At 65.6% G+C, this 22,678-nt stretch carries 22 protein-coding genes and 1 other RNA gene; 14 read left to right on the forward strand and 9 right to left on the reverse strand.

Going from position 1 to position 22,678, the window contains the following annotated elements; genetic code table 11:
* Positions 1 to 189: 189 nt before the first annotated feature.
* The gene (locus CAG34_RS21995) at positions 190 to 639 is read right to left on the reverse strand and encodes an EVE domain-containing protein (RefSeq protein ID WP_025341054.1); all 450 of its coding nucleotides are present in this window, start codon (positions 637 to 639) and stop codon (positions 190 to 192) included.
* Between the two features lie 178 nt (positions 640 to 817).
* Here CAG34_RS21995 and CAG34_RS29050 point away from each other — a divergent pair, with 178 nt between their 5' ends.
* A complete protein-coding gene (locus CAG34_RS29050) occupies positions 818 to 970 on the forward strand; it encodes a hypothetical protein (protein ID WP_178080894.1) in 153 nt (50 codons plus the stop codon).
* 18 nt (positions 971 to 988) lie between these two features.
* On the opposite strand, the gene CAG34_RS22000 is transcribed toward CAG34_RS29050, so the two are convergent.
* The 4 genes from CAG34_RS22000 to CAG34_RS22015 all read right to left on the reverse strand — a co-directional run bounded on the left by CAG34_RS22000 (position 989) and on the right by CAG34_RS22015 (position 2,373).
* The gene (locus CAG34_RS22000) at positions 989 to 1,597 is read right to left on the reverse strand and encodes a 5-formyltetrahydrofolate cyclo-ligase (RefSeq protein WP_003259369.1); all 609 of its coding nucleotides are present in this window, start codon (positions 1,595 to 1,597) and stop codon (positions 989 to 991) included.
* A 79-nt stretch (positions 1,598 to 1,676) separates the two neighbouring features.
* Positions 1,677 to 1,856: non-coding RNA, 6S RNA (ssrS, locus tag CAG34_RS22005), on the reverse strand.
* A gap of 17 nt (positions 1,857 to 1,873) precedes the next feature.
* Positions 1,874 to 2,194: a cell division protein ZapA gene (locus CAG34_RS22010; protein WP_003259368.1), complete on the reverse strand. Its 321-nt coding sequence runs from the start codon at positions 2,192 to 2,194 to the stop codon at positions 1,874 to 1,876.
* Positions 2,191 to 2,373 carry a TIGR02449 family protein gene (locus tag CAG34_RS22015; protein ID WP_029886233.1) on the reverse strand — a complete coding sequence of 61 codons (183 nt, stop codon included), beginning with the start codon at positions 2,371 to 2,373 and terminating at the stop codon, positions 2,191 to 2,193. Before CAG34_RS22015 ends, CAG34_RS22010 begins: the two co-directional genes overlap by 4 nt.
* 181 nt (positions 2,374 to 2,554) lie before the next feature.
* Between CAG34_RS22015 and CAG34_RS22020 the strand changes: the two genes are divergently transcribed.
* The 10 genes from CAG34_RS22020 (at position 2,555) to gcvP (ending at position 15,060) form a co-directional block, all read left to right on the forward strand.
* Positions 2,555 to 3,109 carry a YecA family protein gene (locus CAG34_RS22020; RefSeq protein WP_003259367.1) on the forward strand — a complete coding sequence of 185 codons (555 nt, stop codon included), beginning with the start codon at positions 2,555 to 2,557 and terminating at the stop codon, positions 3,107 to 3,109.
* A gap of 21 nt (positions 3,110 to 3,130) precedes the next feature.
* The gene (gene pepP, locus CAG34_RS22025) at positions 3,131 to 4,465 is read left to right on the forward strand and encodes a Xaa-Pro aminopeptidase (RefSeq protein ID WP_085592385.1); all 1,335 of its coding nucleotides are present in this window, start codon (positions 3,131 to 3,133) and stop codon (positions 4,463 to 4,465) included.
* Positions 4,462 to 5,661, forward strand: a complete 1,200-nt coding sequence (ubiH, locus tag CAG34_RS22030; RefSeq protein ID WP_025341051.1) for a 2-octaprenyl-6-methoxyphenyl hydroxylase — start codon at positions 4,462 to 4,464, stop codon at positions 5,659 to 5,661. The genes pepP and ubiH overlap by 4 nt, the downstream gene beginning before the upstream one ends.
* A complete protein-coding gene (locus CAG34_RS22035; RefSeq protein ID WP_025341050.1) occupies positions 5,658 to 6,143 on the forward strand; it encodes a DUF4442 domain-containing protein in 486 nt (161 codons plus the stop codon). The genes ubiH and CAG34_RS22035 overlap by 4 nt, the downstream gene beginning before the upstream one ends.
* Before the next feature lie 9 nt (positions 6,144 to 6,152).
* The gene (locus CAG34_RS22040) at positions 6,153 to 7,370 is read left to right on the forward strand and encodes a 2-octaprenyl-3-methyl-6-methoxy-1,4-benzoquinol hydroxylase (RefSeq protein ID WP_178080895.1); all 1,218 of its coding nucleotides are present in this window, start codon (positions 6,153 to 6,155) and stop codon (positions 7,368 to 7,370) included.
* Positions 7,371 to 7,582: 212 nt separating this feature from the next.
* The gene (locus CAG34_RS22050; RefSeq protein ID WP_085592390.1) at positions 7,583 to 8,584 is read left to right on the forward strand and encodes an extracellular solute-binding protein; all 1,002 of its coding nucleotides are present in this window, start codon (positions 7,583 to 7,585) and stop codon (positions 8,582 to 8,584) included.
* Positions 8,585 to 8,769: 185 nt separating this feature from the next.
* Positions 8,770 to 10,350 (forward strand): iron ABC transporter permease, encoded by a 1,581-nt coding sequence (locus CAG34_RS22055; RefSeq protein ID WP_178080897.1) that lies wholly within the window; start codon positions 8,770 to 8,772, stop codon positions 10,348 to 10,350.
* A 125-nt stretch (positions 10,351 to 10,475) separates the two neighbouring features.
* Positions 10,476 to 11,558, forward strand: a complete 1,083-nt coding sequence (gene gcvT, locus CAG34_RS22060) for a glycine cleavage system aminomethyltransferase GcvT (protein WP_085592394.1) — start codon at positions 10,476 to 10,478, stop codon at positions 11,556 to 11,558.
* Positions 11,559 to 11,609: 51 nt separating this feature from the next.
* Complete coding sequence (gene gcvH / locus CAG34_RS22065) at positions 11,610 to 11,993, forward strand: glycine cleavage system protein GcvH (RefSeq protein ID WP_046613622.1); 384 nt, start codon at positions 11,610 to 11,612, stop codon at positions 11,991 to 11,993.
* Between the two features lie 193 nt (positions 11,994 to 12,186).
* Positions 12,187 to 15,060, forward strand: coding sequence for an aminomethyl-transferring glycine dehydrogenase (gcvP, locus tag CAG34_RS22070; protein ID WP_085592396.1), 2,874 nt, complete (start codon positions 12,187 to 12,189; stop codon positions 15,058 to 15,060).
* Positions 15,061 to 15,188: 128 nt separating this feature from the next.
* Here the strand turns inward: gcvP and CAG34_RS22075 are convergent, their stop codons facing one another.
* From CAG34_RS22075 to CAG34_RS22085, 3 genes are all read right to left on the reverse strand, one after another.
* On the reverse strand, positions 15,189 to 15,503 hold the full coding sequence (locus tag CAG34_RS22075; RefSeq protein ID WP_003259356.1) for a DUF2388 domain-containing protein: 315 nt from the start codon (positions 15,501 to 15,503) through the stop codon (positions 15,189 to 15,191).
* Positions 15,504 to 15,592: 89 nt separating this feature from the next.
* A complete protein-coding gene (locus CAG34_RS22080; protein ID WP_085592398.1) occupies positions 15,593 to 17,278 on the reverse strand; it encodes a GspE/PulE family protein in 1,686 nt (561 codons plus the stop codon).
* Between the two features lie 203 nt (positions 17,279 to 17,481).
* Entirely contained in the window at positions 17,482 to 17,787 is a 306-nt protein-coding gene (locus tag CAG34_RS22085; RefSeq protein ID WP_003259353.1) for a hypothetical protein, read from the reverse strand.
* A 126-nt stretch (positions 17,788 to 17,913) separates the two neighbouring features.
* On the opposite strand from CAG34_RS22085, the gene CAG34_RS22090 reads away from it, so the two are divergent.
* Positions 17,914 to 18,384 carry an Lrp/AsnC family transcriptional regulator gene (locus tag CAG34_RS22090; protein WP_085592400.1) on the forward strand — a complete coding sequence of 157 codons (471 nt, stop codon included), beginning with the start codon at positions 17,914 to 17,916 and terminating at the stop codon, positions 18,382 to 18,384.
* A gap of 101 nt (positions 18,385 to 18,485) precedes the next feature.
* Here the strand turns inward: CAG34_RS22090 and CAG34_RS22095 are convergent, their stop codons facing one another.
* Entirely contained in the window at positions 18,486 to 19,853 is a 1,368-nt protein-coding gene (locus CAG34_RS22095) for a CYTH domain-containing protein (protein ID WP_003259352.1), read from the reverse strand.
* Between the two features lie 220 nt (positions 19,854 to 20,073).
* Here CAG34_RS22095 and argE point away from each other — a divergent pair, with 220 nt between their 5' ends.
* Positions 20,074 to 21,216 (forward strand): acetylornithine deacetylase, encoded by a 1,143-nt coding sequence (gene argE / locus CAG34_RS22100; RefSeq protein ID WP_085592402.1) that lies wholly within the window; start codon positions 20,074 to 20,076, stop codon positions 21,214 to 21,216.
* Positions 21,217 to 21,340: 124 nt separating this feature from the next.
* Positions 21,341 to 22,639 carry an amino-acid N-acetyltransferase gene (gene argA / locus CAG34_RS22105; RefSeq protein WP_013974710.1) on the forward strand — a complete coding sequence of 433 codons (1,299 nt, stop codon included), beginning with the start codon at positions 21,341 to 21,343 and terminating at the stop codon, positions 22,637 to 22,639.
* Positions 22,640 to 22,678: the final 39 nt, after the last annotated feature.

Genomic DNA, 22,678 nt, shown 5'->3' on the forward strand with positions numbered 1-22,678 from the left:
CTTGCGGCCACGCGCGGCGTGTTGATATCAGTCAAATCCATGACTGGGTCTGCTACGCAGCCCATCGCCGGCAAGCCAGCTCCCACAGGGGCAGCGCATGGCTTGAGGTCAATGCGGTCGGGGTGGGAGCTGGCTTGCCGGCGATGGGCCGCAGGGCGGCCCCATTGGTTTATGACCTTAGCCGCAGTTTCAACGCAAAGCGACAATCACCGCCCATTGCTCTGGCGTCACCGGCATCACCGACAGGCGGCTGCCCTTCTGCACCAGCGGCAGTTCGGCCAGGCCTGCCTGCTGTTTCAGCCAGCCCAGCTCCAGCACCCGTGGCAGGGTTTGCACATGGGCCACATCCACCGCGCTCCACGGGTTCTTGTCGGCCGTGGCCTTGGCATCGTAGTAGTGGCTTTGCGGGTCCAGCGCGGTCGGGTCGGGGTAGGCGGCGCGGGTGATCCTGGCAATGCCGGCGATGCCCGGCTGCGGGCAGCTGGAGTGATAGAAGAAGAACTCGTCGCCAACGCTCATGGCCCGCAGGAAATTGCGCGCCTGGTAGTTGCGCACGCCGTCCCAGCGCGCTTCGCCGAGGCGGCCGAGGGCTTCGATGGAGAGCTCGTCGGGCTCGGATTTCATCAGCCAGTAGGCCATGGGTGCTGCTCCTGAAAAGGTTTGAAATAACCTGTTGCATGAAACCGACAGTCGGTTGGCGTCAAGGTTTGCGTGCAGACGCAGGTTGTCGGAAAATGCGCCCCGTTTAAAGCGCGATGCTCCGGCGATACCCAGAAAATTGCCGAGCCTGAACAGTTTGCCTGGGGGGCAATCTTCGATGAATCAACGTAAAAAGCCGGATCTGCTGTGGATCCTGGTGTTCATTTTCGGCCTGGGTGTGGTCACTACCGGTTATGCGCAAGGGATCTGGGAGCGCAAGCTGGACAACGCCTATCAGATGCCGGTCGACGCCAGCCAGCCGCAACGTTGATGCCCCCGCCGGCGCCGCTCAACGCGGCGCCAGGTACCAGCCACGGTCCGAGACCGTCCCCTGCAGCGGTACATCCCAACTGGCCTGAGCCAGCCGCTCGACCTTCTGGCATTCATGTGCCAGCCCCAACAGCAACGGCTTTTTCCAGGTCTGGCGACGCGCCTGGTAGGCCAGGCTGCGATCATAGAAACCACCGCCCATTCCCAGGCGACCGCCCACTTCGTCGAAACCGACCAACGGTAGCAGGATCAGGTCCAGCGACCAGATCGGGCGCTGGCGCTTGCGCTCGGTGACCGGCTCGGGAATGCGAAAGCGGTTGGGCTTGAGCTTCTCGCCCTGCTCGAAGCGCTGGAACACCATGCGCGTACGCGGCCAGGCGTGCAGCACCGGCAGGTAGGTGCGCTTGCCGCGGCGCTGGGCTTCGCGCAGCAGCAGGTAAGGGTCGATTTCGCCGTCGTTGGGCAGGTACAGGGCAATGTGCCGGGCGCGTCGGAACAGCGGGTGCTGCGCCAGCTGGCGGTACAGGCCAAGGGCGGCCTGGCGTTGCTGGGCAGGGGTAAGGGCGCGGCGGGCATTGCGGAGCAGGCGACGGAGCTGGGGGCGGGTGAGCTGCGCGGTGTCGGTCATGGCACGGGCGATCCCAGGTGCTGGCCGACATGGTCGGCCAAAACGAATTGCCCGCCGGAAGGGGCGGGCAAGAGAATTCAGGCTCCCCGATAAGACCGCTATCGGTGTAGCCCTTGAACCCGAAAGTTCAAGGTGGAGATTGCAGGGGGCGTTAAGGCTTTCCGTCGGGCGGACATGCACACCGGCCCCAGCGTGCAACCCCCGTGGTTGTGCGTATCGGCTCAGGGACATAACCGACTGGCGCATCCCCCAGGGAGTGGCGCCAGTATACCAATCTCAGCCGATTTTGGTATCCGCGTCGTCGGACAGTGCCTGGTCGACCCGTTCCAGCAGGTCGCGCACCTGTTCGCGGGTGGTGCCGCCTGCCGGGGCATCGTTGCGGTCCTCTTGGCGGTGCAGCATTTCGTGGGTGATGTTCAACGCTGCCATGACCGCGATGCGGTCGGCGCCGATCACCTTGCCGCTGCTGCGGATCTCGCGCATCTTGCCGTCCAGGTAGCGCGCGGCGCTGACCAGGTTGTTGCGCTCTTCCGGCGGGCAGATGATCGAATATTCCTTGTCGAGGATCTGCACGGTGACGCTATTGCTTGAACTCATGAGTCTTGCTCCAGAGCCTTGAGGCGTAAAATCATCGACTCGACCTTGCGCTTGGCGATCTCGTTCTTTTCGATGAGGTGGGCGCGCTCTTCGCGCCAGGATTTTTCCTGAGCTACTAGGAGTGCATTTTGCCGTTTTAGTTGCTCGACACGTTCGATCAGCAACTCGAATCGGCTCATCAGTGCCTGCAGGTCGTTCTCTTGCGTGGGTTGCACTCGATTCGCTCCGTCGTTGAGTCACCTGGCGATGATGCCTCTCCCTGGGCGGCGACGGCCAGTGCCGATGGTCTTGGCGCGCCTGCCGGTGCTAGGATACAAGGTCTCCATTCTAGTCATTGCGCCGTCTGGCGCCTAGCTGCCCATGCCCAATACCCAATCGCCCTACATCGCCTTCGCCATGCTGCTGTCCAGCAATGGTCATCCTGTCACCCCGGCCGAACTGCACGGCCTGCTGATCGGCCGCAGCTGCGCCGGTGCCGGCTTCGACGCCGACGGCTGGCTGGCCGATGCCGCCCAGCTGCTGGAAACCGAGCCCGGTGACACCGTGCGCAACGCCCTGGTCGGCCTGCAGGAAATGGTCAAGGGCGAGCTGACCAGCGACGACATGGCCATCGTCCTGCTGCTGCCTTCCGACGACGCCGCCCTGAGCGACCGCGCCACCGCGCTGGGCCAGTGGTGCCAAGGCTTCATCACCGGTTTCGGCCTGAATGCCGGTGGCAAGGACCTGTCCGACGAGGCCAAGGAAGTGCTGCAGGACCTGGTGGCGATTTCCCAGGTCCAGGAAGCCCTCGAGGAGTCCGAGGACGGCGAGAGCGACTACATGGAAGTCATGGAATACCTGCGCGTGGCGCCGTTGCTGCTGTTCTCCGAGCTGGCCAAGCCGGCCGCCCCCGCACCCAAGCCATCGCTGCACTGATCAACCGGGGGTAGTCTGCCCATGAGCCACATTCCCAAGGCCGAGTATGCCCGTCGGCGCAAGGCGCTGATGGCGCAGATGGTCCCCAACAGCATCGCCATCCTGCCCGCCGCCGCGGTTGCCATCCGCAACCGCGACGTCGAGCACGTTTACCGCCAGGACAGCGACTTCCAGTACCTCAGCGGTTTCCCCGAGCCGGAAGCGGTGATTGCGCTGATCCCGGGGCGCGAGCATGGCGAATACGTGCTGTTCTGCCGTGAACGCAACCCCGAGCGCGAGCTGTGGGATGGTCTGCGGGCCGGCCAGGAAGGTGCAGTGCGCGATTTTGGCGCAGACGATGCCTTCCCCATCACCGACATCGACGAGATCCTGCCGGGCCTGATCGAAGGCCGTGAGCGGGTGTACAGCGCCATGGGCAGCAACCCCGAGTTCGACCGCCGGCTGATGGACTGGATCAACGTGATCCGCTCCAAGGCCCGCCTGGGCGCCCAGCCGCCGAACGAGTTCGTTGCGCTGGATCATCTGCTGCACGACATGCGCCTGTATAAATCGGCAGCGGAAGTGAAGGTGATGCGCGCTGCCGCAGACATCTCGGCGCGGGCCCACGTGCGGGCCATGCAGGCCTGCCGGGCCGGGTTGCACGAATTCAGCCTGGAAGCCGAGCTGGACTATGAGTTCCGCAAGGGCGGGGCGAAGATGCCGGCCTACGGCTCGATCGTCGCGGCCGGGCGCAATGGCTGCATCTTGCACTATCAGCAGAACGACGCCCCGCTCAAGGATGGCGACCTGGTGCTGATCGACGCCGGCTGCGAGATCGACTGCTACGCCAGCGACATCACCCGTACCTTCCCGGTCAGCGGGCGCTTTTCGCCCGAGCAGAAGGCCATCTACGAGCTGGTGCTCAAGGCCCAGGCAGCGGCGTTTGCCGAAATCGCCCCCGGCAAGCACTGGAACCACGCCCATGAGGCGACCGTGCGGGTCATCACCGAGGGCCTGGTGCAACTGGGCCTGCTGACGGGCGAGGTGCAGGCGCTGATCGACAGCGAGGCCTATCGTGCCTTCTACATGCACCGCGCCGGGCATTGGCTGGGCATGGATGTGCACGATGTGGGCGAGTACAAGGTGGGCGGCGAGTGGCGGGTGCTTGAACCCGGCATGGCGCTGACCGTCGAGCCGGGCATCTACATAGGCGCCGACAATCAGGCCGTGGCCAAGAAATGGCGCGGCATTGGTGTAAGGATCGAGGACGACGTGGTAGTGACCAGGCAAGGCTGTGAAATCCTGACTTCGGGCGTGCCACGCACGGTCGCCGAGATCGAGGCGCTGATGCAGGCCGCCCGCAAGGACGCGGCATGAATCGGGTAAACCTGGCGATCATCGGTGGCGGCCTGGTGGGCGCGAGCCTGGCCCTGGCCCTGCAGGCGGGGGCCAAGGCGCGAGGCTGGAAGATCCTGCTGATCGAGCCGTTCGCCCCCGGTGACAGCTTCCAGCCCAGCTACGACGCGCGTTCGTCGGCACTGTCGTTCGGTACCCAGCAGATCTACCAGCAGCTGGGCCTGTGGCAGGCCATCGGCCATCGCGCCGAGCCGATCCGGCAGATTCACGTATCCGACCGCGGCCGCTTCGGCGCCACCCGCCTGGATGCCCTGGAAGAGGGCGTGCCGGCGCTTGGCTACGTGGTGGAAAACGCCTGGCTGGGCCAGTGCCTGTGGCAAGGGCTGGACAGCGAGGTGGTGAGCTGGCGCTGCCCGGCGGAGGTGACCGCGATGCAGGCCATCGAAGGTGGCTACCGCCTGCTGTTGAACGACGACACCCAGCTGGAGTGCGACCTGGCGGTACTGGCCGATGGTGGCCGCTCCGGCCTGCGCGAACAGCTGGGCATCCATGTGCGCCACACGCCCTACCAACAGAGCGCGTTGATCGCCAATATCACCCCGGGCGAGGCCCACGGTGGCCAGGCCTTCGAGCGTTTCACCGAAGAAGGCCCCATGGCCCTGCTGCCGCTGCCGGATAACCGTTGCGCGCTGGTCTGGACCCGCCAGGGCATGGACGCGCGACGCCTGGCCGACATCGACGAGCGCAGTTTCCTGCGCGAGCTTCAGGGCGTGTTCGGCTATCGCCTGGGCGCCTTGCGCCAGGTCGGCGCGCGGCACCTCTACCCACTGTCGCTGATCGAGGCCCAGGAGCAGGTGCGGCCGCATCTGGTGGTGCTGGGCAACGCCGCGCACAGTCTGCACCCCATTGCCGGCCAGGGCTTCAACCTGTCGCTGCGTGACGTGCAGGCGCTGGCCGAGGCGCTGCTGGCCGGGCCGCAGCAGCCTGGCGACCTGACCACGTTGCAGGGCTACCACCAGCGCCAGCGCCTGGACCAGGCCATGACCATCGGTTTTTCCGACCAGGTCACCCGCCTGTTCGGCAGCAGCCAGCCATTGCTGGCTGCCGGGCGCAACCTTGGCCTGCTCGGGCTCGACCTGCTGCCCCCGGCCAAAAGCTGGTTCGCCCGCCAGGCCATGGGCCTGGGCACCCGCCCCGATCCGCGAGGTCAGGCATGAGTGACGACACGCGCAGGCTGGCGCGCCGGGCGTGCCTGTTGCGCTGGCGGCTTAACCTGTTCCCGCCGCACCTCGGGGCTGGTATCCGCGTGCAGCACATCAGCCCGGACCTGCGCAGCGTCAAGGTGGCGATGAAACTGACCCGCTGGAACCGCAACTACGTCGGCACCCAGTGCGGCGGCAGCCTGTACGGGATGGTCGACCCGTTCTACATGCTGCTGTTGATCGAGCAGCTGGGGCGTGACTACATCGTCTGGGACAAGGCTGCCAGCATCGATTTCATTTCGCCGGGCAAAGGCCCGGTGTATGCCGAACTCCACGTCGATGACGCGCTGCTGGACGAAATCCGCCAGCAGACCGCCACCGGCAAGAAGTGCCTGCCGCGTTTGCAGGTCGATATCCGCGACGGCGCCGGCGAGCTGGTGGCGCGGGTCGATAAAACCCTATATGTGCGGCTCAAGCCGCAAGCGAGGCTGGCGTAAGGCATGGAAATGCGCGCAGATCTGTTGATTGTCGGTGCCGGTATGGTCGGCAGCGCCCTGGCCCTGGCGTTGCGCCACAGTGGCTTGCAAATCCTCTTGCTCGACGGCGGCCCGCTGACGGTCAAGCCGTTCGATGCCCAGGCCCCGTTCGAGCCGCGTGTCAGCGCACTGTCGGCAGCCAGCCAGCGCATCCTCGAGCGCCTTGGCGCCTGGGATGGCATTGCCAAGCGGCGTGCCACGCCATACTCGGACATGCATGTGTGGGATGGCAGCGGCACCGGGCAGATTCACTTCTCGGCTGCCAGCGTGCATGCCCAGGTGCTCGGCCACATCGTCGAGAACCGGGTGGTGCAGGATGGCCTGCTGGAGCGCCTGCATGACAGCGACATCGGCCTGCTGCCCAACGCGCGGCTCGAACAGCTGCGCCGCTCCGGCGACGAGTGGCTGCTGACCCTCGCCGATGGCCGCCAGTTGCGTGCGCCGCTGGTGATCGCGGCCGACGGTGCCAACTCGGCAGTGCGGCGCCTGGCCGGCTGCGAAACCCGCGAGTGGGATTACCTGCACCACGCCATCGTCACCAGCGTGCGTTGCAGCGTCGGGCACCAGGCCACGGCCTGGCAGCGCTTCACCGATGAAGGGCCACTGGCGTTCCTGCCGTTGACCCGCGATGGCCAGCAGGACTGGTGCTCGATCGTGTGGTCGACCACTCCGGAGCATGCCGAGCAGTTGATGGCGCTGGATGAAGCGGCCTTCCTGAAGGCCCTGGAGCGGGGTTTCGAGGGGCGCCTGGGTGATGTGCTGCAGGCCGACCCGCGGGTGTGCGTGCCGCTGCGCCAGCGCCACGCCAAGTGCTATGTGGACGAAGGCCTGGCATTGATCGGCGATGCCGCGCACACCATTCACCCGCTGGCCGGGCAGGGCGTCAACCTGGGCTTCCTTGATGCTGCGGTGCTGGCCGAGGTGCTGGTCAACGCCTGCGAGCGTGGCGAGCGGCTGGCGGATGTGAAGGTACTGAGCCGTTACGAGCGACGGCGCATGCCGCACAACCTGGCGCTGATGGCGGCGATGGAAGGGTTCGAGCGGTTGTTCCAGGCCAACCCGTTGCCGTTGCGCTGGTTGCGTAACAGCGGGTTGAAGCTGGTGGAGCAGATGCCGGAGGCCAAGGCGATGTTCGTGCGGCAGGCGCTGGGTTTGAGCGGTGACCTGCCGGATCTGGCCAAAGCCTGAGCTTGCTGGAGTCCTGTGGGAGCGGGCATGCCCGCGAAACAGGCAACGCGGTGTATGGCACCGGCTTTGCCGGTGTTCGCGGGCTTGCCCGCTCCCACAGGAACCTTGCAACTGTTATCCCTCTGCAACATCCGGTAACGCCTATGTAGATGAGTCGGAAAATGGGATTCACTACCATTTGCGCCTCTCATACGATCCGAGGAGTGCTTTCCATGTTGCCACGCAAGCCCCTACTGGCCGCCCTGGCCCTGACCCTGTTCGGCGGCACCGCCCACGCAGCGGACGAAGTGGTGGTGTACTCCTCGCGCATCGACGAGCTGATCAAGCCGGTGTTCGATGCCTATACCGCCAAGACCGGGGTAAAGATCAAGTTCATCACCGACAAGGAAGCCCCGCTGATGCAGCGCATCAAGGCCGAGGGCGAAAACGGCGTGGCCGACCTGCTGCTGACCGTCGATGCCGGCAACCTGTGGCAGGCCGAGCAGATGGGCATCCTGCAGCCGATCAAGTCCGACATCATCGACCAGAACATCCCGCCGCAGTACCGAGCCTCGTCCCACGACTGGACCGGCCTGAGCCTGCGCGCCCGCACCATCATCTATTCCACCGAGCGGGTCAAGCCGCAGGAGCTGAGCACCTACGAAGCCCTGGCCGACAAGCAGTGGGAAGGCCGCCTGTGCCTGCGCACGGCGAAGAAGGTGTACAACCAGTCGCTGACCGCCACCCTGATCGAGACCCACGGCGAGGCGAAGACTGAGCAGATCGTCAAAGGCTGGGTCAACAACCTGTCCACCGACGTGTTCTCCGACGACAACGCAGTGATCCAGGCCATCGAGGCCGGCCAGTGCGACGTGGGTGTGGTCAACACCTATTACTACGGCCGCCTGCACAACCAGAACCCGAAACTGCCGGTGAAGATCTTCTGGCCCAACCAGGGTGACCGTGGCGTGCACGTGAACCTGTCGGGCATCGGCCTGACCAAGCATGCGCCACACCCGGAGGCGGCGAAGAAGCTGGTGGAATGGATGACCGGTGAGGAGGCGCAGAAGCTGTTCGCCGACATCAACCAGGAGTTCCCGGCCAACCCGAAGGTCAAACCATCGGACGAAGTGGCAGCGTGGGGCAGCTTCAAGGCTGACAGCATTCCGGTGGAAATCGCCGGCAAGCGCCAGGCTGAAGCGATTCGCTTGATGGATCGGGCTGGCTGGAACTAAGCGCCAGGCTTTATCCTTCCGGGGCCTTTCAGGGCCTCTTCGCGGGCATGCCCGCTCCCACAGGATTACTCGATCCCTGTGGGAGCGGGCGTGCCCGCGAACGACCGCATAGCGGTCGCAAACCAGCCACAGAGACATTCAACTTGCCCCACGCCCCCCAACGCCGCTGGTACCTCCCGGTCACCATGGTCGCCGCCCTGGTGCTCCTGCCCCTGAGCGTCCTGCTGCTGTCCTGGCAGTCGATCGACCTGCAGATCTGGTCGCACCTGCTCGACACCCAGATGACTCGCCTGCTGGGCAATACCCTGACGCTGGTGGTGGGTGTGGGCATCGGCGTCACCGTGCTGGGCGTCAGCCTGGGCTGGCTGACCAGCCTCTGCGAGTTCCCTGGCCGGCGCTGGCTGGACTGGGCGCTGATGCTACCGTTCGCCATCCCGGCCTATGTGCTGGCGTTCGTCTTCGTCGGCCTGCTGGACTTCGCCGGCCCGGTGCAGAGTGCCCTGCGCGAGGTGTTCGGGCCGATGCGCCTGCCGCGGGTGCGCTCCACCGGCGGGGTGATCGTCGTTCTGGTGCTGGTGTTTTACCCCTATGTCTACCTGCTGGCGCGCAGCGCATTCCTGGCCCAGGGCAAGGGCCTGATGGAAGCGGCGCGGGTGCTGGGGTTGTCCCCGCTGCAAGCGTTCTGGCGTGTGGCCCTGCCCATGGCACGGCCCGCGATCGGCGCCGGTATTGCCCTGGCCCTGATGGAAACCTTGGCCGACTTCGGCGCGGTGGCGGTGTTCAACTTCGACACCTTCACCACGGCCATCTACAAGACCTGGTACGGCTTCTTCAGCCTGTCCAGCGCGGCCCAGCTGGCCAGCCTGCTGCTGCTGGCGGTGATGCTGGTGCTGTATGGCGAGCGCCGCGCAAGGGGGGCCAGCCGCAGCGGCAACGAGCGGCCGCGCGGGCAGGCGCTGTATCACCTGCGCGGGTTCAAGGCGTTGCTGGCCAGTGGCTGGTGCCTGCTGGTGTTCGCCTGCGCATTCGTCATCCCGCTGCTGCAACTGCTGGCGTGGTTCTGGCAGCGCGGCCGGCATGACCTGGACGAGCGCTATGTCGGCCTGGTGCTGCACACCCTGTACCTGGGCGGCATGGCGGCGCTGGTCACGGTGTGCGTGGCGTTGCTGCTGGCCTTTGCCCGGCGCCAGGCGCCGACGGGCGGTATCCGCGCCGGGGTAGGCCTGGCCAACCTGGGCTATGCCTTGCCCGGCTCGGTGCTGGCGGTGTCGATCATGCTGGCCTTCAGTTACCTCGACAACCACCTGGTCATCCCGCTGTCCAGCTGGCTGGGCGGTGCCGGCAAGCCGCTGCTGCTGGGCAGCCTGGCGGCGTTGCTGCTGGCCTACCTGGTGCGCTTCATCGCGGTGGCCTACGGGCCGCTGGAGAGCAGCCTGGAGCGGATCCGCCCGTCACTGCCCGAGGCATCCCGCAGCCTGGGCATCGGTGGCGCGGGATTGTTTTTCAAGGTGTATCTGCCGCTGCTGGTGCCTGGCGCGCTCAGCGCCGCCCTGCTGGTGTTCGTCGACGTGCTCAAGGAAATGCCGGCCACCTTGCTGATGCGCCCGTTCGGCTGGGACACCTTGGCGGTAAGGGTGTTCGAGATGACCAGCGAGGGTGAGTGGGCGCGTGCATCGTTGCCGGCACTGACCCTGGTGCTGGTGGGCCTGCTGCCGGTCATCGGCCTGATCCGCCGTTCGGCACGTCGACCCGGTCACAGTCACTGAGGGTGCCAGCCCGCGCCCTTGCGGCTACAATGCGCGGCATTCGCGCGGCGGGTCCTACACAAGAAGAGCTGACGACCCGACGTCATCGACCGCCGCCGCTTCGCCACGCCCGGAAGGAGAAACCCATGGGACAGCGCACGCTTTTGTATGACCTGCACCTGGCGCTTGGCGCCAAGACGGTCGATTTCGGTGGCTGGGACATGCCCCTGCACTATGGCTCGCAGGTCGAGGAGCACCATCAGGTGCGCAGCGATTGCGGGGTGTTCGATGTTTCCCACATGACCGTGATCGATGTCGATGGTAGCGACGCCACTGCCTGGTTGCAGCGTCTGCTGGCCAATGATGTGGCCCGCCTCGACGACACCGGCAAGGCGCTTTACAGCCCGCTGCTGCAGGCACAGGGCGGGGTGATCGATGATCTGATCGTCTACCGCACGGAAGATGGCTATCGCCTGGTCACCAACGCCGCCACCCGCGCCAAGGTGCTCGACTGGCTGCAGCTGCAGCGTGACGGTTTTGCCGTGGACTTCGAGGTCCGCCCAGACCTTGCCATCCTTGCCATCCAGGGCCCGCATGCCCGAGAAAAGGTTGCGGCCCTGCTCAGCTCCGCGCGTGCCGCGCTGATCCGCGAGTTGCGCCCGTTCGAAGGCGTTGCCGAAGGCGACTGGTTCATTGCCCGCACCGGTTATACCGGTGAAGACGGCCTGGAGATCATCCTCCCGGGCGAGCAGGCCGTGGCTTTCTTCAACGACCTGGTCGGTGCCGGTATCGCCCCCAGCGGCCTTGGTGCCCGCGATACCCTGCGCCTGGAAGCCGGCATGAACCTGTACGGCCAGGACATCGACGAAACCCACACCCCGCTTACCTCCAACCTGGGCTGGAGCATCGCCTGGGAGCCGGCCGAGCGCGACTTCATCGGCCGCGCCGGGCTGCTGGCGGAAATCGAGCACGGCGTGCAGGAAAAACTGGTAGGCCTGGTGCTGGAAGAGCGCGGCGTGCTGCGTGCCCACCAGGTGGTGCGTGTAGCCGGGATTGGCGAAGGGGAGATCACCAGTGGTAGTTTCTCGCCTACGCTGAGCAAGTCCATTGCCCTTGCACGCGTGCCCATGGCCACCGGCGACCGGGCCGAGGTGGAAATCCGCGGCAAGTGGTACCCGGTGCGGGTGGTCAAACCGACCTTTGTGCGCCACGGCAAGATCCTGATCTGAACAATTTTTAACCGGCGGGCGTACCGCTGAGCCAATCGAGGAATTCAAGACATGAGCAATATCCCCGCCGACCTGCGTTTTGCCGAAAGCCACGAGTGGGCTCGCCTGGAAGCCGACGGCACCGTGACCGTGGGTATCAGCGACCACGCCCAGCAAGCCCTGGGTGACGTGGTGTTCGTCGAGCTGGCTGAAGTCGGCAAGGTATTCGCCGCTGGCGACGCGGCCGGTGTGGTCGAGTCGGTCAAGGCCGCTTCGGACATCTACGCCCCGGTCGGTGGCGAAGTGATCGCGGTCAACGAAGAGCTGGCTGACAGCCCTGAGCTGCTCAACGAAGAACCTTACGAGTCGTGGATCTTCAAGCTGAAGCCAAGCAACCCGGCCGAGCTGGACAAGCTGCTGGATGCTGCTGGTTACGCAGCCGCTATCGGCGAATAAGGCTTCAGGCCTCATCGCCGGCAAGCCAGCTCCCACAGAGATAGCGCGCGCCTCAGGGCCTGTGGTTACCTGTGGGAGCTGGCTTGCCGGCGATAGGGCCGGTACTGGCAAAACAACTTTCCCCGCAGAATCGGCAATCCCTTCCTAGACTTGTAAGTCTCCATGAGAGCTGTTCCAGGAAGAGAGCGTCGTCATGTCCCAGTCGCCATCCCTGCATCAACTGCAAGAGCTCAACCCATTCCTGCGTCGCCACCTGGGCCCGGATGCCACGGAGCAGCAGGCCATGCTCAACGCGCTGGGTGTCGCCAGCCGCAGTGAGCTGATCGAGCAGACCGTACCGCCAGACATCCGCCTCAATCGCCCCCTCGATCTGCCGCCGGCACTGGACGAACAGGCCGCCCTGGCCAAGCTCGCCGGTTACGCCGGGCAGAACCAGGTCTGGACCAGCCTGATCGGCATGGGCTACCACGGCACCATCACCCCCACGGTCATCCTGCGCAACGTGCTGGAAAACCCGGGCTGGTACACCGCCTACACGCCTTATCAGCCCGAGATTGCCCAAGGCCGGCTGGAGGCGTTGCTGAACTTCCAGCAGATGGTCATCGACCTCACCGGGCTGGCCCTGGCCAACGCCTCGCTGCTCGACGAAGCCACCGCCGCCGCCGAGGCCATGGCCCTGGCCAAGCGGGTGGCGCGCAACAAGAGCAATGCCTTCTTCGCCGACGAGCACTGTCACCCGCAGACCCTGTCGGTACTCAAGACCCGTGCCGAGGGCTTCGGCTTCGAGCTGATCGTCGACTCTGTGGATAACCTTGGCAAACACGCGGTTTTCGGGGCCTTGCTGCAGTACCCGGATACCCACGGCGAGGTGCGCGACCTGCGCCCGCAAATCGACCATTTGCACAGCCAGCATGCCCTGGCCTGCGTAGCCGCCGACCTGCTCAGCCTGGTGGTGCTGGCACCGCCTGGGGAGCTGGGTGCCGATGTGGTGCTGGGCTCGACCCAGCGCTTTGGCGTACCGATGGGCTATGGCGGCCCCCACGCGGCCTATTTCGCCTGCCGCGATGACTACAAGCGAGCCATGCCGGGGCGCATCATCGGCGTGTCGCGCGATGCCCGTGGCAACACCGCGTTGCGCATGGCCCTGCAGACCCGCGAGCAGCATATCCGCCGCGAGAAGGCCAACTCCAACATCTGCACGGCCCAGGTGCTGCTGGCCAACATTGCCGGCTTCTATGCGGTATACCACGGCCCGGAAGGCCTGCAGCGCATTGCCCAGCGTGTGCACCGGCTGACCTTCATCCTGGCCGCCGGCCTCGAGGCCAAGGGCATCAAGCGCCTAAACCAGCACTTCTTCGACACCCTTACCCTGGACGTCGGCGGTGCCCAGGTGGCCATCATCGAAAGCGCCGAAGCCGCGCAGATCAACTTGCGCATCCTTGGCCGCGGGCACCTGGGCGTGAGCCTGGACGAGACCTGCTCGGAGCAGACGGTGCTGCGCCTGTTCGACATCTTCCTGGGGGTGGATCACGGCCTGGATATAGCCGCACTCGACCAGCTGGCCCTGCCCGAAGGCATCCCTGCCAGCCTGGTGCGGCGCACGCCGTTCCTCGCCCACCCGGTGTTCAACCTGCACCACAGCGAAACCGAGATGCTGCGCTACCTCAAGCAGCTCGAGAACAAGGACCTGGCGCTGAACCAGTCGATGATCCCGCTGGGTTCGTGCACCATGAAGCTCAACGCCACCAGCGAGATGATCCCCATCACCTGGCCTGGCTTTGCCCAGCTGCATCCGTTTGCCCCGGCGGCCCAGGCCACCGGCTACAAGGCGATGATCGACGAACTGGAAAGCTGGCTGTGCGCCATTACCGGCTTCGATGCCATCTGCATGCAGCCCAACTCCGGTGCCCAGGGCGAGTACGCTGGCCTGATGGCCATTACCCGCTACCACCGCAGCCGCCACCAGCCGCAACGCACGCTGTGCCTGATCCCGTCGTCGGCCCACGGCACCAACCCGGCGTCGGCGCAAATGGCCGGCATGGAGGTGGTGATCGTCGATTGCGACGACGATGGCAACGTCGACCTGGCCGACCTCAGGGCCAAGGCCCACTCGGCCGGGGATCGGTTGTCGTGCCTGATGATCACTTACCCGTCGACCCACGGCGTGTATGAAGAGGGGATTCGCGAAATCTGCGAAGTGGTCCACCAGCACGGTGGCCAGGTGTACATGGATGGCGCCAACCTCAATGCCCAGGTGGGCCTGGCGCGGCCGGCGGATATCGGCGCCGACGTTTCACACATGAACCTGCACAAGACCTTCTGCATTCCCCACGGTGGTGGCGGGCCGGGCATGGGCCCGATCGGCATTCGCGCGCACCTCAAGCCGTTCGTCGCCAGCCACCCGGTGGTGCCGGTACCCGGCCTGGACCCGAACAACAGCGCGGTCAGTGCCGCGCCCTGGGGCAGTGCGAGCATCTTGCCGATCAGCTGGATGTACATAGCCATGATGGGGCCGCAGCTGGCCGATGCCAGCGAGGTGGCGATCCTCTCGGCCAATTACCTGGCCAGCCAGCTGGGTGGCGCCTTCCCGGTACTCTACCGCGGGCGCAACCAGCGGGTGGCGCATGAGTGCATTCTCGACCTGCGGCCGCTGAAGGCGCTGACCGGCATCAGCGAAGAGGACGTGGCCAAGCGCCTGATGGACTATGGCTTCCACGCGCCGACCATGTCGTTCCCGGTGCCGGGCACGCTGATGGTCGAGCCGACCGAGAGTGAGTCGAAGGCCGAGCTGGACCGCTTCGTCGAGGCGATGCTGGCGATTCGGGCGGAAATTGGCGAAGTGCAGGAGGGCAACTGGCCGGCGGAGAACAACCCGCTCAAGCATGCGCCGCATACCCTGGCCGATGTGCTGGCGGTGTGGGACAGGCCCTACAGCCTGGAACAGGCGGTGGCGCCCAGTGCTCATGTGCGCCAGCACAAGTACTGGCCAGCGGTGAACCGGGTCGACAACGTGTATGGGGACAGGAATCTGTTCTGTGCTTGTGTGCCGGTGGAGGCTTATCGTTAGGGGTGAAGATGGGTGTTGGCTTCATCGCCGGCAAGCCGGCTCCCACAGGTACTGCACAGGCCTGGAGAATGGTGCAGTACCTGTGGGAGCTGGCTTGCCGGCGATCGGGGGCGAAGCCCCCGCCGTGGTTACTCGGCTACCGCATTCTTGGCCAGGATGGCATTGGCCAGTTCCATGTCGGAAGCCTGCATCCCCGGGTTTTCCGCGCGGGCCTGGCGAATCGCCGCTTCAAGGAACGGCCCGCGGATCGCGCCTTCGCTGGCCACGAAGCTGCCGGCGTCATCCTGCGCCGCCATCACCAGCTTGTGATCCCCGGAAGTCAGGTAGCTCGATGCCGTGGTAGCACCGGTAGTCATCACGTTACGCCAGAAGGTATCGGCCATGGCCGAGCCGATAGGCAGCGAAAGCAAGGCAGCGGCAGCGATGGCGGTTTTGAAACGCATGTTGAAACACCTCGAAGGGTGAGGGTTGAAGATGCGCGATTTGATCCTGTCACAGGGGGGCAAGTTCCTTGAATACAAAGGATTTTTGCTCAGGAACAGGCCCGTAGCACTTCCTCTTGGCGGGTCTGCCCGCAGGCTACCTTGGCTTCGCCGCAGCGGCGCAGATCGAGCAAGCCATCGGCCACGGCCTGGCGCCGCAAACTGGCCAGATCGCTGCCCGGGCCTATCAGGGCGCGCAGGCTGTCGCTGGGCACCAGCAGCTCGAACAACCCTGTGCGGCCATGGAACCCCGTGCCACGACAGGTACGGCACGGCTGGCCTTCGGGCAGCGCTGCACCATCCCGGCAATCCGCGCACAGTGTGCGCACCAACCGCTGGGCCATTACCCCTACCAGCGTTGCCTTGATCAGGTAGTCGGCCACACCCAGCTCCTGCAGGCGGGTGATCGCGCCACAGGCGTCGTTGGTATGCAGGGTCGACAGCACCAGGTGCCCGGTCAGGGCAGCCTGCACCGCCACCAGGGCGGTCTCGCGGTCACGGATTTCGCCGATCATGATGATGTCCGGGTCCTGGCGCAGCATGGCCCGCACACCGTTGGCGAAACCCAGGTCCAGGGCGGGCTGCACCTGCAACTGGTTGAAGGTGGGATCCAGGCGCTCGATCGGGTCTTCGATGGTGCACAGGTTGACCTGCGGCGTGGCCAGCAGCTTGAGGCTGGCGTACAGCGTGCTGGTCTTGCCGGACCCGGTGGGGCCGGTGAGCAGGATGATGCCCTGGCGCTGGCGCAGCAGGCCTTGCCACTGGTCCAGTTGTGGCCCATCCAGGCCCAGCCGGTCGAAGCCTTCTTGCAGCTGTTGCGGGTCGAACAGGCGCAGCACCAGTTTTTCGCCGAACGGGGTCGGCAAGGTCGACAGCCGCAGTTCCACCTCGCCGCCGCCAGGCAGGCGGCTTTGCAGCCGGCCATCCTGCGGCCGGCGTTTTTCCGCGACGTCCATGCGCCCCAGGTGTTTCAGGCGGCTGACCAGCGCCAGGGTCACCCCGGCGGGGAAGGCATAGACGTTGTGCAGCAGGCCGTCGATGCGGTAGCGCAGCTGGCCCTGCTCGCGGCGTGGTTCCAGGTGGATATCGCTGGCGCGTTGCTCGATGGCGTACTGCAGCAGCCAGTCGACGATATGCACGATGTGCGCGTCGTCCGCACTGGCCTCGGCCTGGCGCTTGCCCAGCTCCAGCAGCTGTTCGAGTTCGCCCAGGCTGGCTGACTGCTGGTGTTGCGCGCCCTTTACCGATTGGGCCAGGCGGTGGAACGACTGCCCTGCCTGGCGGACCTGCTGCGGGTTGGCCAGCACGCGACGGATCGGCCGGCCCAGGCTGCGGGTGAGGTCGGCCAGCCAGTCGTCCTGGTAGGGCTGGGCGCTGGCAACGGTGACGCTGGAAGCGTCGGCGGCGACGATAAGGATGCCGTGGCGCTGGGCGAAGGCCGGGGATATCAGGCCGGTGACCTGGGGCAGGTCCAGTTGCAGCGGGTCGATGCGCAGGTAGGGCTGGCCGACCTTGTTGGCCAGCCATTGGCAGAGGCGGTCCAGGTCCAGGGGCTGGCCAGGGTGTCGGCGGTCTTCCAGGGCGCAGGCGGCGATCTGTTCCAGCGGGTGGGCGGTGGGGTGAGTGGTGGCGTGCTCGAGTACCTGCAGGGTGTCGTTGGCGTGCAGGTGCTGGTCGGCGAGCAGGGCCTGGAGCAGGTGCTTGAGGTCGAGTGCCGGGTTGTCGGGGGTGTGCATGGTGGGCGTCCGTGCCTGATAGGGGAGTGCTGATCAAGGCTAGCCGGACGGCGGAAGGTTAACGGAAGTGAAAAGTTTCGGGAATTTACTGTGCCTGTACTGGCCCTATCGCCGGCAAGCCAGCTCCCACAGGATCACCACAGGCTCGAAGATTGCGCTGTACCTGTGGGAGCCGGCTTGCCGGCGATAGGGCCGGTAAATGCTTACACAACCGCCAGCTCCACCCGCTGCAGGTTGCTCAGGCTCACCTCACCCACACACACCAGGTTGCGCAGTTTTTGCGCAATCACCTCGGCCCGGTGCCAGCTCAGGCCGCCGATGCCGACCTCGATATCCAGCCAGTCATCCTGCTGGCTGACCTGCACGCTGTGCGGGGTCAGGAACTGCAGGGCAAACAGGTTGAGCACCCGGCACAGGCTGTCAGGCTCGGCCTCGGCCTGCAGGCGATAGTGCACGGTGCTGTGGGCGCTGCTGGCGGCCCAGGCGTCGGTACGGGGCTGTGCGTTCATGCTGGTCTCCGCAAATGTGGGAGAAATTCTTGCACGTTGGCGGCGGTATTTTTTCGCTATGATTTGATCATTTCGCTGTATTGGCGAATTGTTCTATTCATGAAGTGCTGTTCAGGAGAATTATTGATGCACAGCGAGCTGGACGCCTACGACCGCCGTATCCTCGAACTGCTGCAGGAGGACGCTTCGCTGTCCAGCGCGCAGATCGCCGAACGCGTGGGGCTGTCGCAATCGCCGTGCTGGCGGCGTATCCAGCGGTTGAAGGCGGAGGGGGTGATTCGCGGGCAGGTGACCTTGCTGGACCGCAAGAAGGTCGGCCTGAACACGCAGATATTCGCCGAGGTGAAACTGAACGCCCACGGGCGCTCCAACTTCACCGAGTTCACCGACGCAATCCGCGGGTTTCCGGAGGTGCTGGAGTGTTATGTGCTGATGGGGTCGGTGGACTTCCTGTTGCGCATCGTCACCCCGGATATCGAGGCTTATGAACGGTTCTTCTTCGAAAAGCTGTCGAACGTGCCGGGGATACAGGAGGTGAACTCGATCGTGGCGCTGTCGGAGATAAAATCCACCACCAGCCTGCCACTGTCGCGCTGAGGCATTCGCGGGTAAACCCGCTCCCACAGGGTTATCAGTGAGCCAGAGAGCAGCGCGACCCCTGTGGGAGCGGGTTTACCCGCGAAGAATGCGACGCGGTATCACGCCTTGAGCAAGTGCTTCCAGCCGCGGCTCTGGTCCACCGCACGAGCCTGTTCGATACGCGCTTCCAGCACTTCATCGCTGATCGGCTGTTCAGCCAGCTCATGCAGCTTCTTCAGGTCGCCATACAGGCGGTCCATCTGCGGCGCTTCCAGCACCTGACGGGCATGGTGCAGCCAGGCCAGCAGCTGCTCGATACGCGGCAGTTGCTCGGCCAGGTCTTCCGGACGCTGGGTATACAGCGGCAGCTTCAACGCTCGGCCTTCTTCGCCCAGCAGGTGCGCCAGCCAGCTTGCCAGCTGCGCCTTGCCCTGGCGCTCGCCACGGCCTTTGCGCTCCACGGTCCAGGCACGGGCCAGCAGCCAGCGCGAGGTTTCCAGCGAGAACTGGCCCCAGCGCACGTCCTCCAGCTCTTCGGCGAACTGCTCGGGGGCGGCGCGGCGGATATCTTCGTCTTCGTTGCCGGCCTGCACCAGCGGGCGCCAGTCTTCGAGCAGGGCGTCGAGGCTGCTGCGCAGGTCGCGGGTGGTGGCGCGCGGCGCGGCCTGGCCCAGGCTGGCGGTAATGGCACGCAGCTCGCTCAGGCACTCGACCCAGTCCTGCAGCAGGCGCCAGTGGCCGTTGTGGCGGTATTGCTCGGCCAGGCGCTGGCTGCTGCCCAGCAGTTGCCAGGCCAGTGCGGCGTAGGCGTCGTCCACGGCCATTTCGGCTTCCAGCTCGGTGTGCGGCAGGCCCAGCTCGTAGCTGTCCGGCTCCAGCAGGCGGTAACCACGCTCGGCCTTGCTGATGTCGCATGGCATCAACGGCAGGCTGGCGGCCAGCTCGGCGGCCAGTTCCAGCAGTGCCTGCGGCTCGCCTTCACGCAGTTCCAGTTCCAGCTCGCAGATTTCTTCCTTGCGCTTGCCGGCGATCACGAACCCCTGGTCCAGCGCGGCCTCGATCACCACCTTGCTCTTGCCACGGCCCCAGGCGATTTCGGCGTATTCACGGCTGAAGTCGGTGGTGAACAGCGGCTTGATGGTCTTTTTGTCCAGGTTGGCCAGTTGCGCGGGCCAGCAGCTGTCGTCGAGCTTCTTCAGGTCGAGCTTGACCTTGTCCAGCTGCCATTCGTGCTCGTTGCGCTCGGACAGGCCGGCCACGCTGGTGCCGCGGCACTTGAGGGTCTGGATGATGGCCTCGCCATCGCGGCGCAGGCGCAGGGCGACACGGGCGGCGGAGAGCTCGCGCTCGGGGGTGTCGAAGTACTGGTTGAGCAGTTCGCGGGTCTGCCAGCCGGACTTGTTGCGCTTTTTCAGCAGAGGGTGCTCGCGCAGGGCGGCAAGGGTCTCGCGGCTGGCGCGGAGCTTGAGTTCGGTTTCTTTGTGCATCACAGGCTCGAAGGAGGGGGCGTGGTTGCCCAGCAGTCTACAGGAGTCGGCTCTCGACTGTTGGATCGTGGTGGCCTTCTTCGCGGGTGAACCCGCTCCCACAGGTACTGTGTAGCCCTCAGGTGTAGCGCTTTCCCTGTGGGAGCGGGTTTACCCGCGAAGAAGCCCACACGGTTGGACGGCATTGCTATGATGGGCAACGCTTCCGAGGAGTACGCGCATGCCGTTGCCGACGCTGAAAGACCAGTTCGCCGCCCTGATCGCCGCGCCCTCGGTCAGTTGCACCCAGCCTGCGCTGGACCAGTCCAACCGCCAGGTCATCGACCTGCTGGCCGGCTGGCTGGGCGACCTGGGTTTCAAGTGCGACATCCAGCAGGTCAGCCCCGGCAAGTTCAACCTGCTGGCCAGCCGTGGCACTGGCCCGGGGGGCCTGGTGCTGGCGGGGCACAGCGACACCGTACCCTATGACGAACAGCTGTGGGCCAGCGACCCGCTGAAGCTGACCGAAACCGATGGCCGCTGGGTCGGCCTGGGCAGCTGCGACATGAAGGGCTTCTTCGCCCTGGTCATCGAGGCGGTCATCCCGCTGCTGGAGCACGATTTCAAGCAACCGCTGCTGATCCTCGCCACCTGTGACGAAGAAAGCTCCATGTCCGGCGCCCGCGCCCTGGCCGAGGCCGGCCAGCCACTCGGCCGTGCGGCGGTGATCGGCGAGCCCACCGGGCTGCGGCCGATCCGTATGCACAAGGGCATTCTCATGGACCGCATCGACATCCTCGGGCGCAGCGGCCACTCCTCGGACCCAAGCCTGGGCCGCAGCGCCATGGAGGCCATGCACGCAGTGATGGGCGAGCTGATGGGCCTGCGCCAGCAATGGCAGCAAACCTACCGCAACCCGCAATTCACCGTACCGACCCCGACCATGAACTTCGGCTGCATCCACGGCGGTGACAACCCCAACCGTATCTGCGGCCAGTGCGCCCTGGAATTCGACCTGCGCCCGCTGCCAGGCATGGACGTGGAGCAACTGCGCGCAGCCATCCGCGCCAAGCTGGTGCCGGTGGCAGAGCGCTTTGAGGTGCGCATTGACTATGCGCCGCTGTTCCCGGAGGTGCCGCCATTCGAGCAGGCAGCCGACGCCGAGCTGGTGCAAGTGGCGGAGCGCCTGACCGGCCATCGCGCCGAAGCGGTGGCGTTCGGCACCGAAGCGCCTTATCTTCAGCAACTGGGTTGCCAGACCATCGTGCTGGGGCCCGGCGACATCGCCTGTGCCCACCAGCCCGGCGAATATCTGGAAATGTCACGAATCGAGCCTACCGTGCGTCTATTGCGTGACCTGATCCGGCACTATTGCCTGGACTAAACGTCAACCGAACTGTTTCGTTCCTGCCTAGAGGAGACCGCGCGTGACCGCAAGCCTGTTCCGACGATGATCCTGAACGCCCCCTGTATCGCCGTTCTCCGTCCACTTATTCACAGGCCCTGTCATGCCCGACTACGTCAACTGGCTGCGTCATGCCTCCCCGTATATCAATGCCCATCGCGACTGCACCTTCGTGGTCATGCTCCCGGGCGATGGGGTGGAACACCCTAATTTCGGCAACATCGTCCACGACCTGGTGCTGCTGCACAGCCTGGGCGTGCGCCTGGTGCTGGTGCATGGCTCGCGCCCGCAGATCGAAAGCCGCCTGGCTGATCGCGGCCTGACCCCGCACTACCACCGTGGCCTGCGCATCACCGATGCCGCCACCCTGGATTGCGTGATCGATGCCGTCGGCGCCCTGCGCCTGGCCATCGAGGCACGCCTGTCGATGGACATCGCCGCTTCGCCCATGCAGGGCTCGCGCCTGCGCGTGGCGTCCGGCAACCTGGTCACGGCGCGGCCGATCGGCGTGCTCGAAGGCGTGGACTACCACCACACCGGCGAAGTGCGCCGGGTCGACCGCAAGGGCATCAGCCGCCTGCTCGACGAGCGCTCCATCGTGCTGTTGTCGCCGCTGGGCTACTCGCCCACGGGTGAAATCTTCAACCTGGCCTGCGAAGACGTGGCCACCCGCGCCGCCATCGAACTGGGTGCCGACAAGCTGCTGCTGTTCGGTGCCGAGCCGGGCCTGCTTGATGCCGATGGCAAGCTGGTGCGTGAGCTGCGCCCGCAGCAGGTTGCCCCGCATCTGCAGCGCCTGGGCAGCGACTACCAGGGCGAATTGCTGGATGCCGCGGCCGAAGCCTGCAAAGGCGGCGTGGCGCGCAGCCATATCGTGAGCTATGCCGAGGACGGCGCCTTGCTGACCGAGCTGTTCACCCGTGGCGGTGGCGGCACGCTGGTGTCGCAGGAGCAGTTCGAAGTGGTGCGCGAGGCGACCATCGAGGACGTGGGCGGTTTGCTGGAACTGATCAGCCCGCTGGAAGAGCAGGGCATTCTGGTGCGCCGTTCGCGTGAGGTGCTGGAGCGGGAGATCGAGCAGTTCAGCGTGGTCGAGCGCGAGGGCATGATCATCGCCTGTGCGGCGTTGTACCCGATTGCCGACTCCGACGCCGGCGAGCTGGCGTGCCTGGCGGTGAACCCGGAGTACCGCCATGGCGGGCGTGGCGACGAGCTGCTGGAGCGCATCGAAAGCCGGGCGCGGCAGTTGGGGCTGAACACCCTGTTCGTGCTGACGACGCGTACTGCGCACTGGTTCCGCGAACGCGGGTTTGCGCCGAGCGGGGTCGAGCGGCTGCCAGCGGCGCGGGCTTCGCTGTACAACTACCAGCGCAATTCGAAAATCTTCGAGAAGCCTCTGTAAGCCTGTACCGGCCTCTTCGCGGGCTCGCCCGCTCCCACA

The organism is Pseudomonas sp. B14(2017), from assembly GCF_002113255.1.
GTDB classification, from domain to species: domain Bacteria; phylum Pseudomonadota; class Gammaproteobacteria; order Pseudomonadales; family Pseudomonadaceae; genus Aquipseudomonas; species Aquipseudomonas putida_Z.

Bases quoted from the DNA above. Each gene is read 5' to 3' on its own strand.
- CAG34_RS22000 (WP_003259369.1), bottom strand. From the start codon at position 1,597: ATGACCGACACCGCGCAGCTCACCCGCCCCCAGCTCCGTCGCCTGCTC.
- CAG34_RS22020 (WP_003259367.1), top strand. From the start codon at position 2,555: ATGCCCAATACCCAATCGCCCTACATCGCCTTCGCCATGCTGCTGTCC.
- CAG34_RS22010 (WP_003259368.1), bottom strand. From the start codon at position 2,194: ATGAGTTCAAGCAATAGCGTCACCGTGCAGATCCTCGACAAGGAATAT.
- CAG34_RS22075 (WP_003259356.1), bottom strand. From the start codon at position 15,503: ATGCGTTTCAAAACCGCCATCGCTGCCGCTGCCTTGCTTTCGCTGCCT.
- CAG34_RS22035 (WP_025341050.1), top strand. From the start codon at position 5,658: ATGAGTGACGACACGCGCAGGCTGGCGCGCCGGGCGTGCCTGTTGCGC.
- CAG34_RS22080 (WP_085592398.1), bottom strand. From the start codon at position 17,278: ATGCACACCCCCGACAACCCGGCACTCGACCTCAAGCACCTGCTCCAG.
- CAG34_RS22085 (WP_003259353.1), bottom strand. From the start codon at position 17,787: ATGAACGCACAGCCCCGTACCGACGCCTGGGCCGCCAGCAGCGCCCAC.
- CAG34_RS22015 (WP_029886233.1), bottom strand. From the start codon at position 2,373: ATGAGCCGATTCGAGTTGCTGATCGAACGTGTCGAGCAACTAAAACGG.
- ubiH (WP_025341051.1), top strand. From the start codon at position 4,462: ATGAATCGGGTAAACCTGGCGATCATCGGTGGCGGCCTGGTGGGCGCG.
- CAG34_RS22095 (WP_003259352.1), bottom strand. From the start codon at position 19,853: ATGCACAAAGAAACCGAACTCAAGCTCCGCGCCAGCCGCGAGACCCTT.
- CAG34_RS29050 (WP_178080894.1), top strand. From the start codon at position 818: ATGAATCAACGTAAAAAGCCGGATCTGCTGTGGATCCTGGTGTTCATT.
- CAG34_RS22050 (WP_085592390.1), top strand. From the start codon at position 7,583: ATGTTGCCACGCAAGCCCCTACTGGCCGCCCTGGCCCTGACCCTGTTC.
- pepP (WP_085592385.1), top strand. From the start codon at position 3,131: ATGAGCCACATTCCCAAGGCCGAGTATGCCCGTCGGCGCAAGGCGCTG.
- CAG34_RS22040 (WP_178080895.1), top strand. From the start codon at position 6,153: ATGCGCGCAGATCTGTTGATTGTCGGTGCCGGTATGGTCGGCAGCGCC.
- CAG34_RS21995 (WP_025341054.1), bottom strand. From the start codon at position 639: ATGGCCTACTGGCTGATGAAATCCGAGCCCGACGAGCTCTCCATCGAA.
- gcvT (WP_085592394.1), top strand. From the start codon at position 10,476: ATGGGACAGCGCACGCTTTTGTATGACCTGCACCTGGCGCTTGGCGCC.
- argE (WP_085592402.1), top strand. From the start codon at position 20,074: ATGCCGTTGCCGACGCTGAAAGACCAGTTCGCCGCCCTGATCGCCGCG.
- CAG34_RS22055 (WP_178080897.1), top strand. From the start codon at position 8,770: ATGGTCGCCGCCCTGGTGCTCCTGCCCCTGAGCGTCCTGCTGCTGTCC.
- gcvH (WP_046613622.1), top strand. From the start codon at position 11,610: ATGAGCAATATCCCCGCCGACCTGCGTTTTGCCGAAAGCCACGAGTGG.
- gcvP (WP_085592396.1), top strand. From the start codon at position 12,187: ATGTCCCAGTCGCCATCCCTGCATCAACTGCAAGAGCTCAACCCATTC.
- CAG34_RS22090 (WP_085592400.1), top strand. From the start codon at position 17,914: ATGCACAGCGAGCTGGACGCCTACGACCGCCGTATCCTCGAACTGCTG.
- argA (WP_013974710.1), top strand. From the start codon at position 21,341: ATGCCCGACTACGTCAACTGGCTGCGTCATGCCTCCCCGTATATCAAT.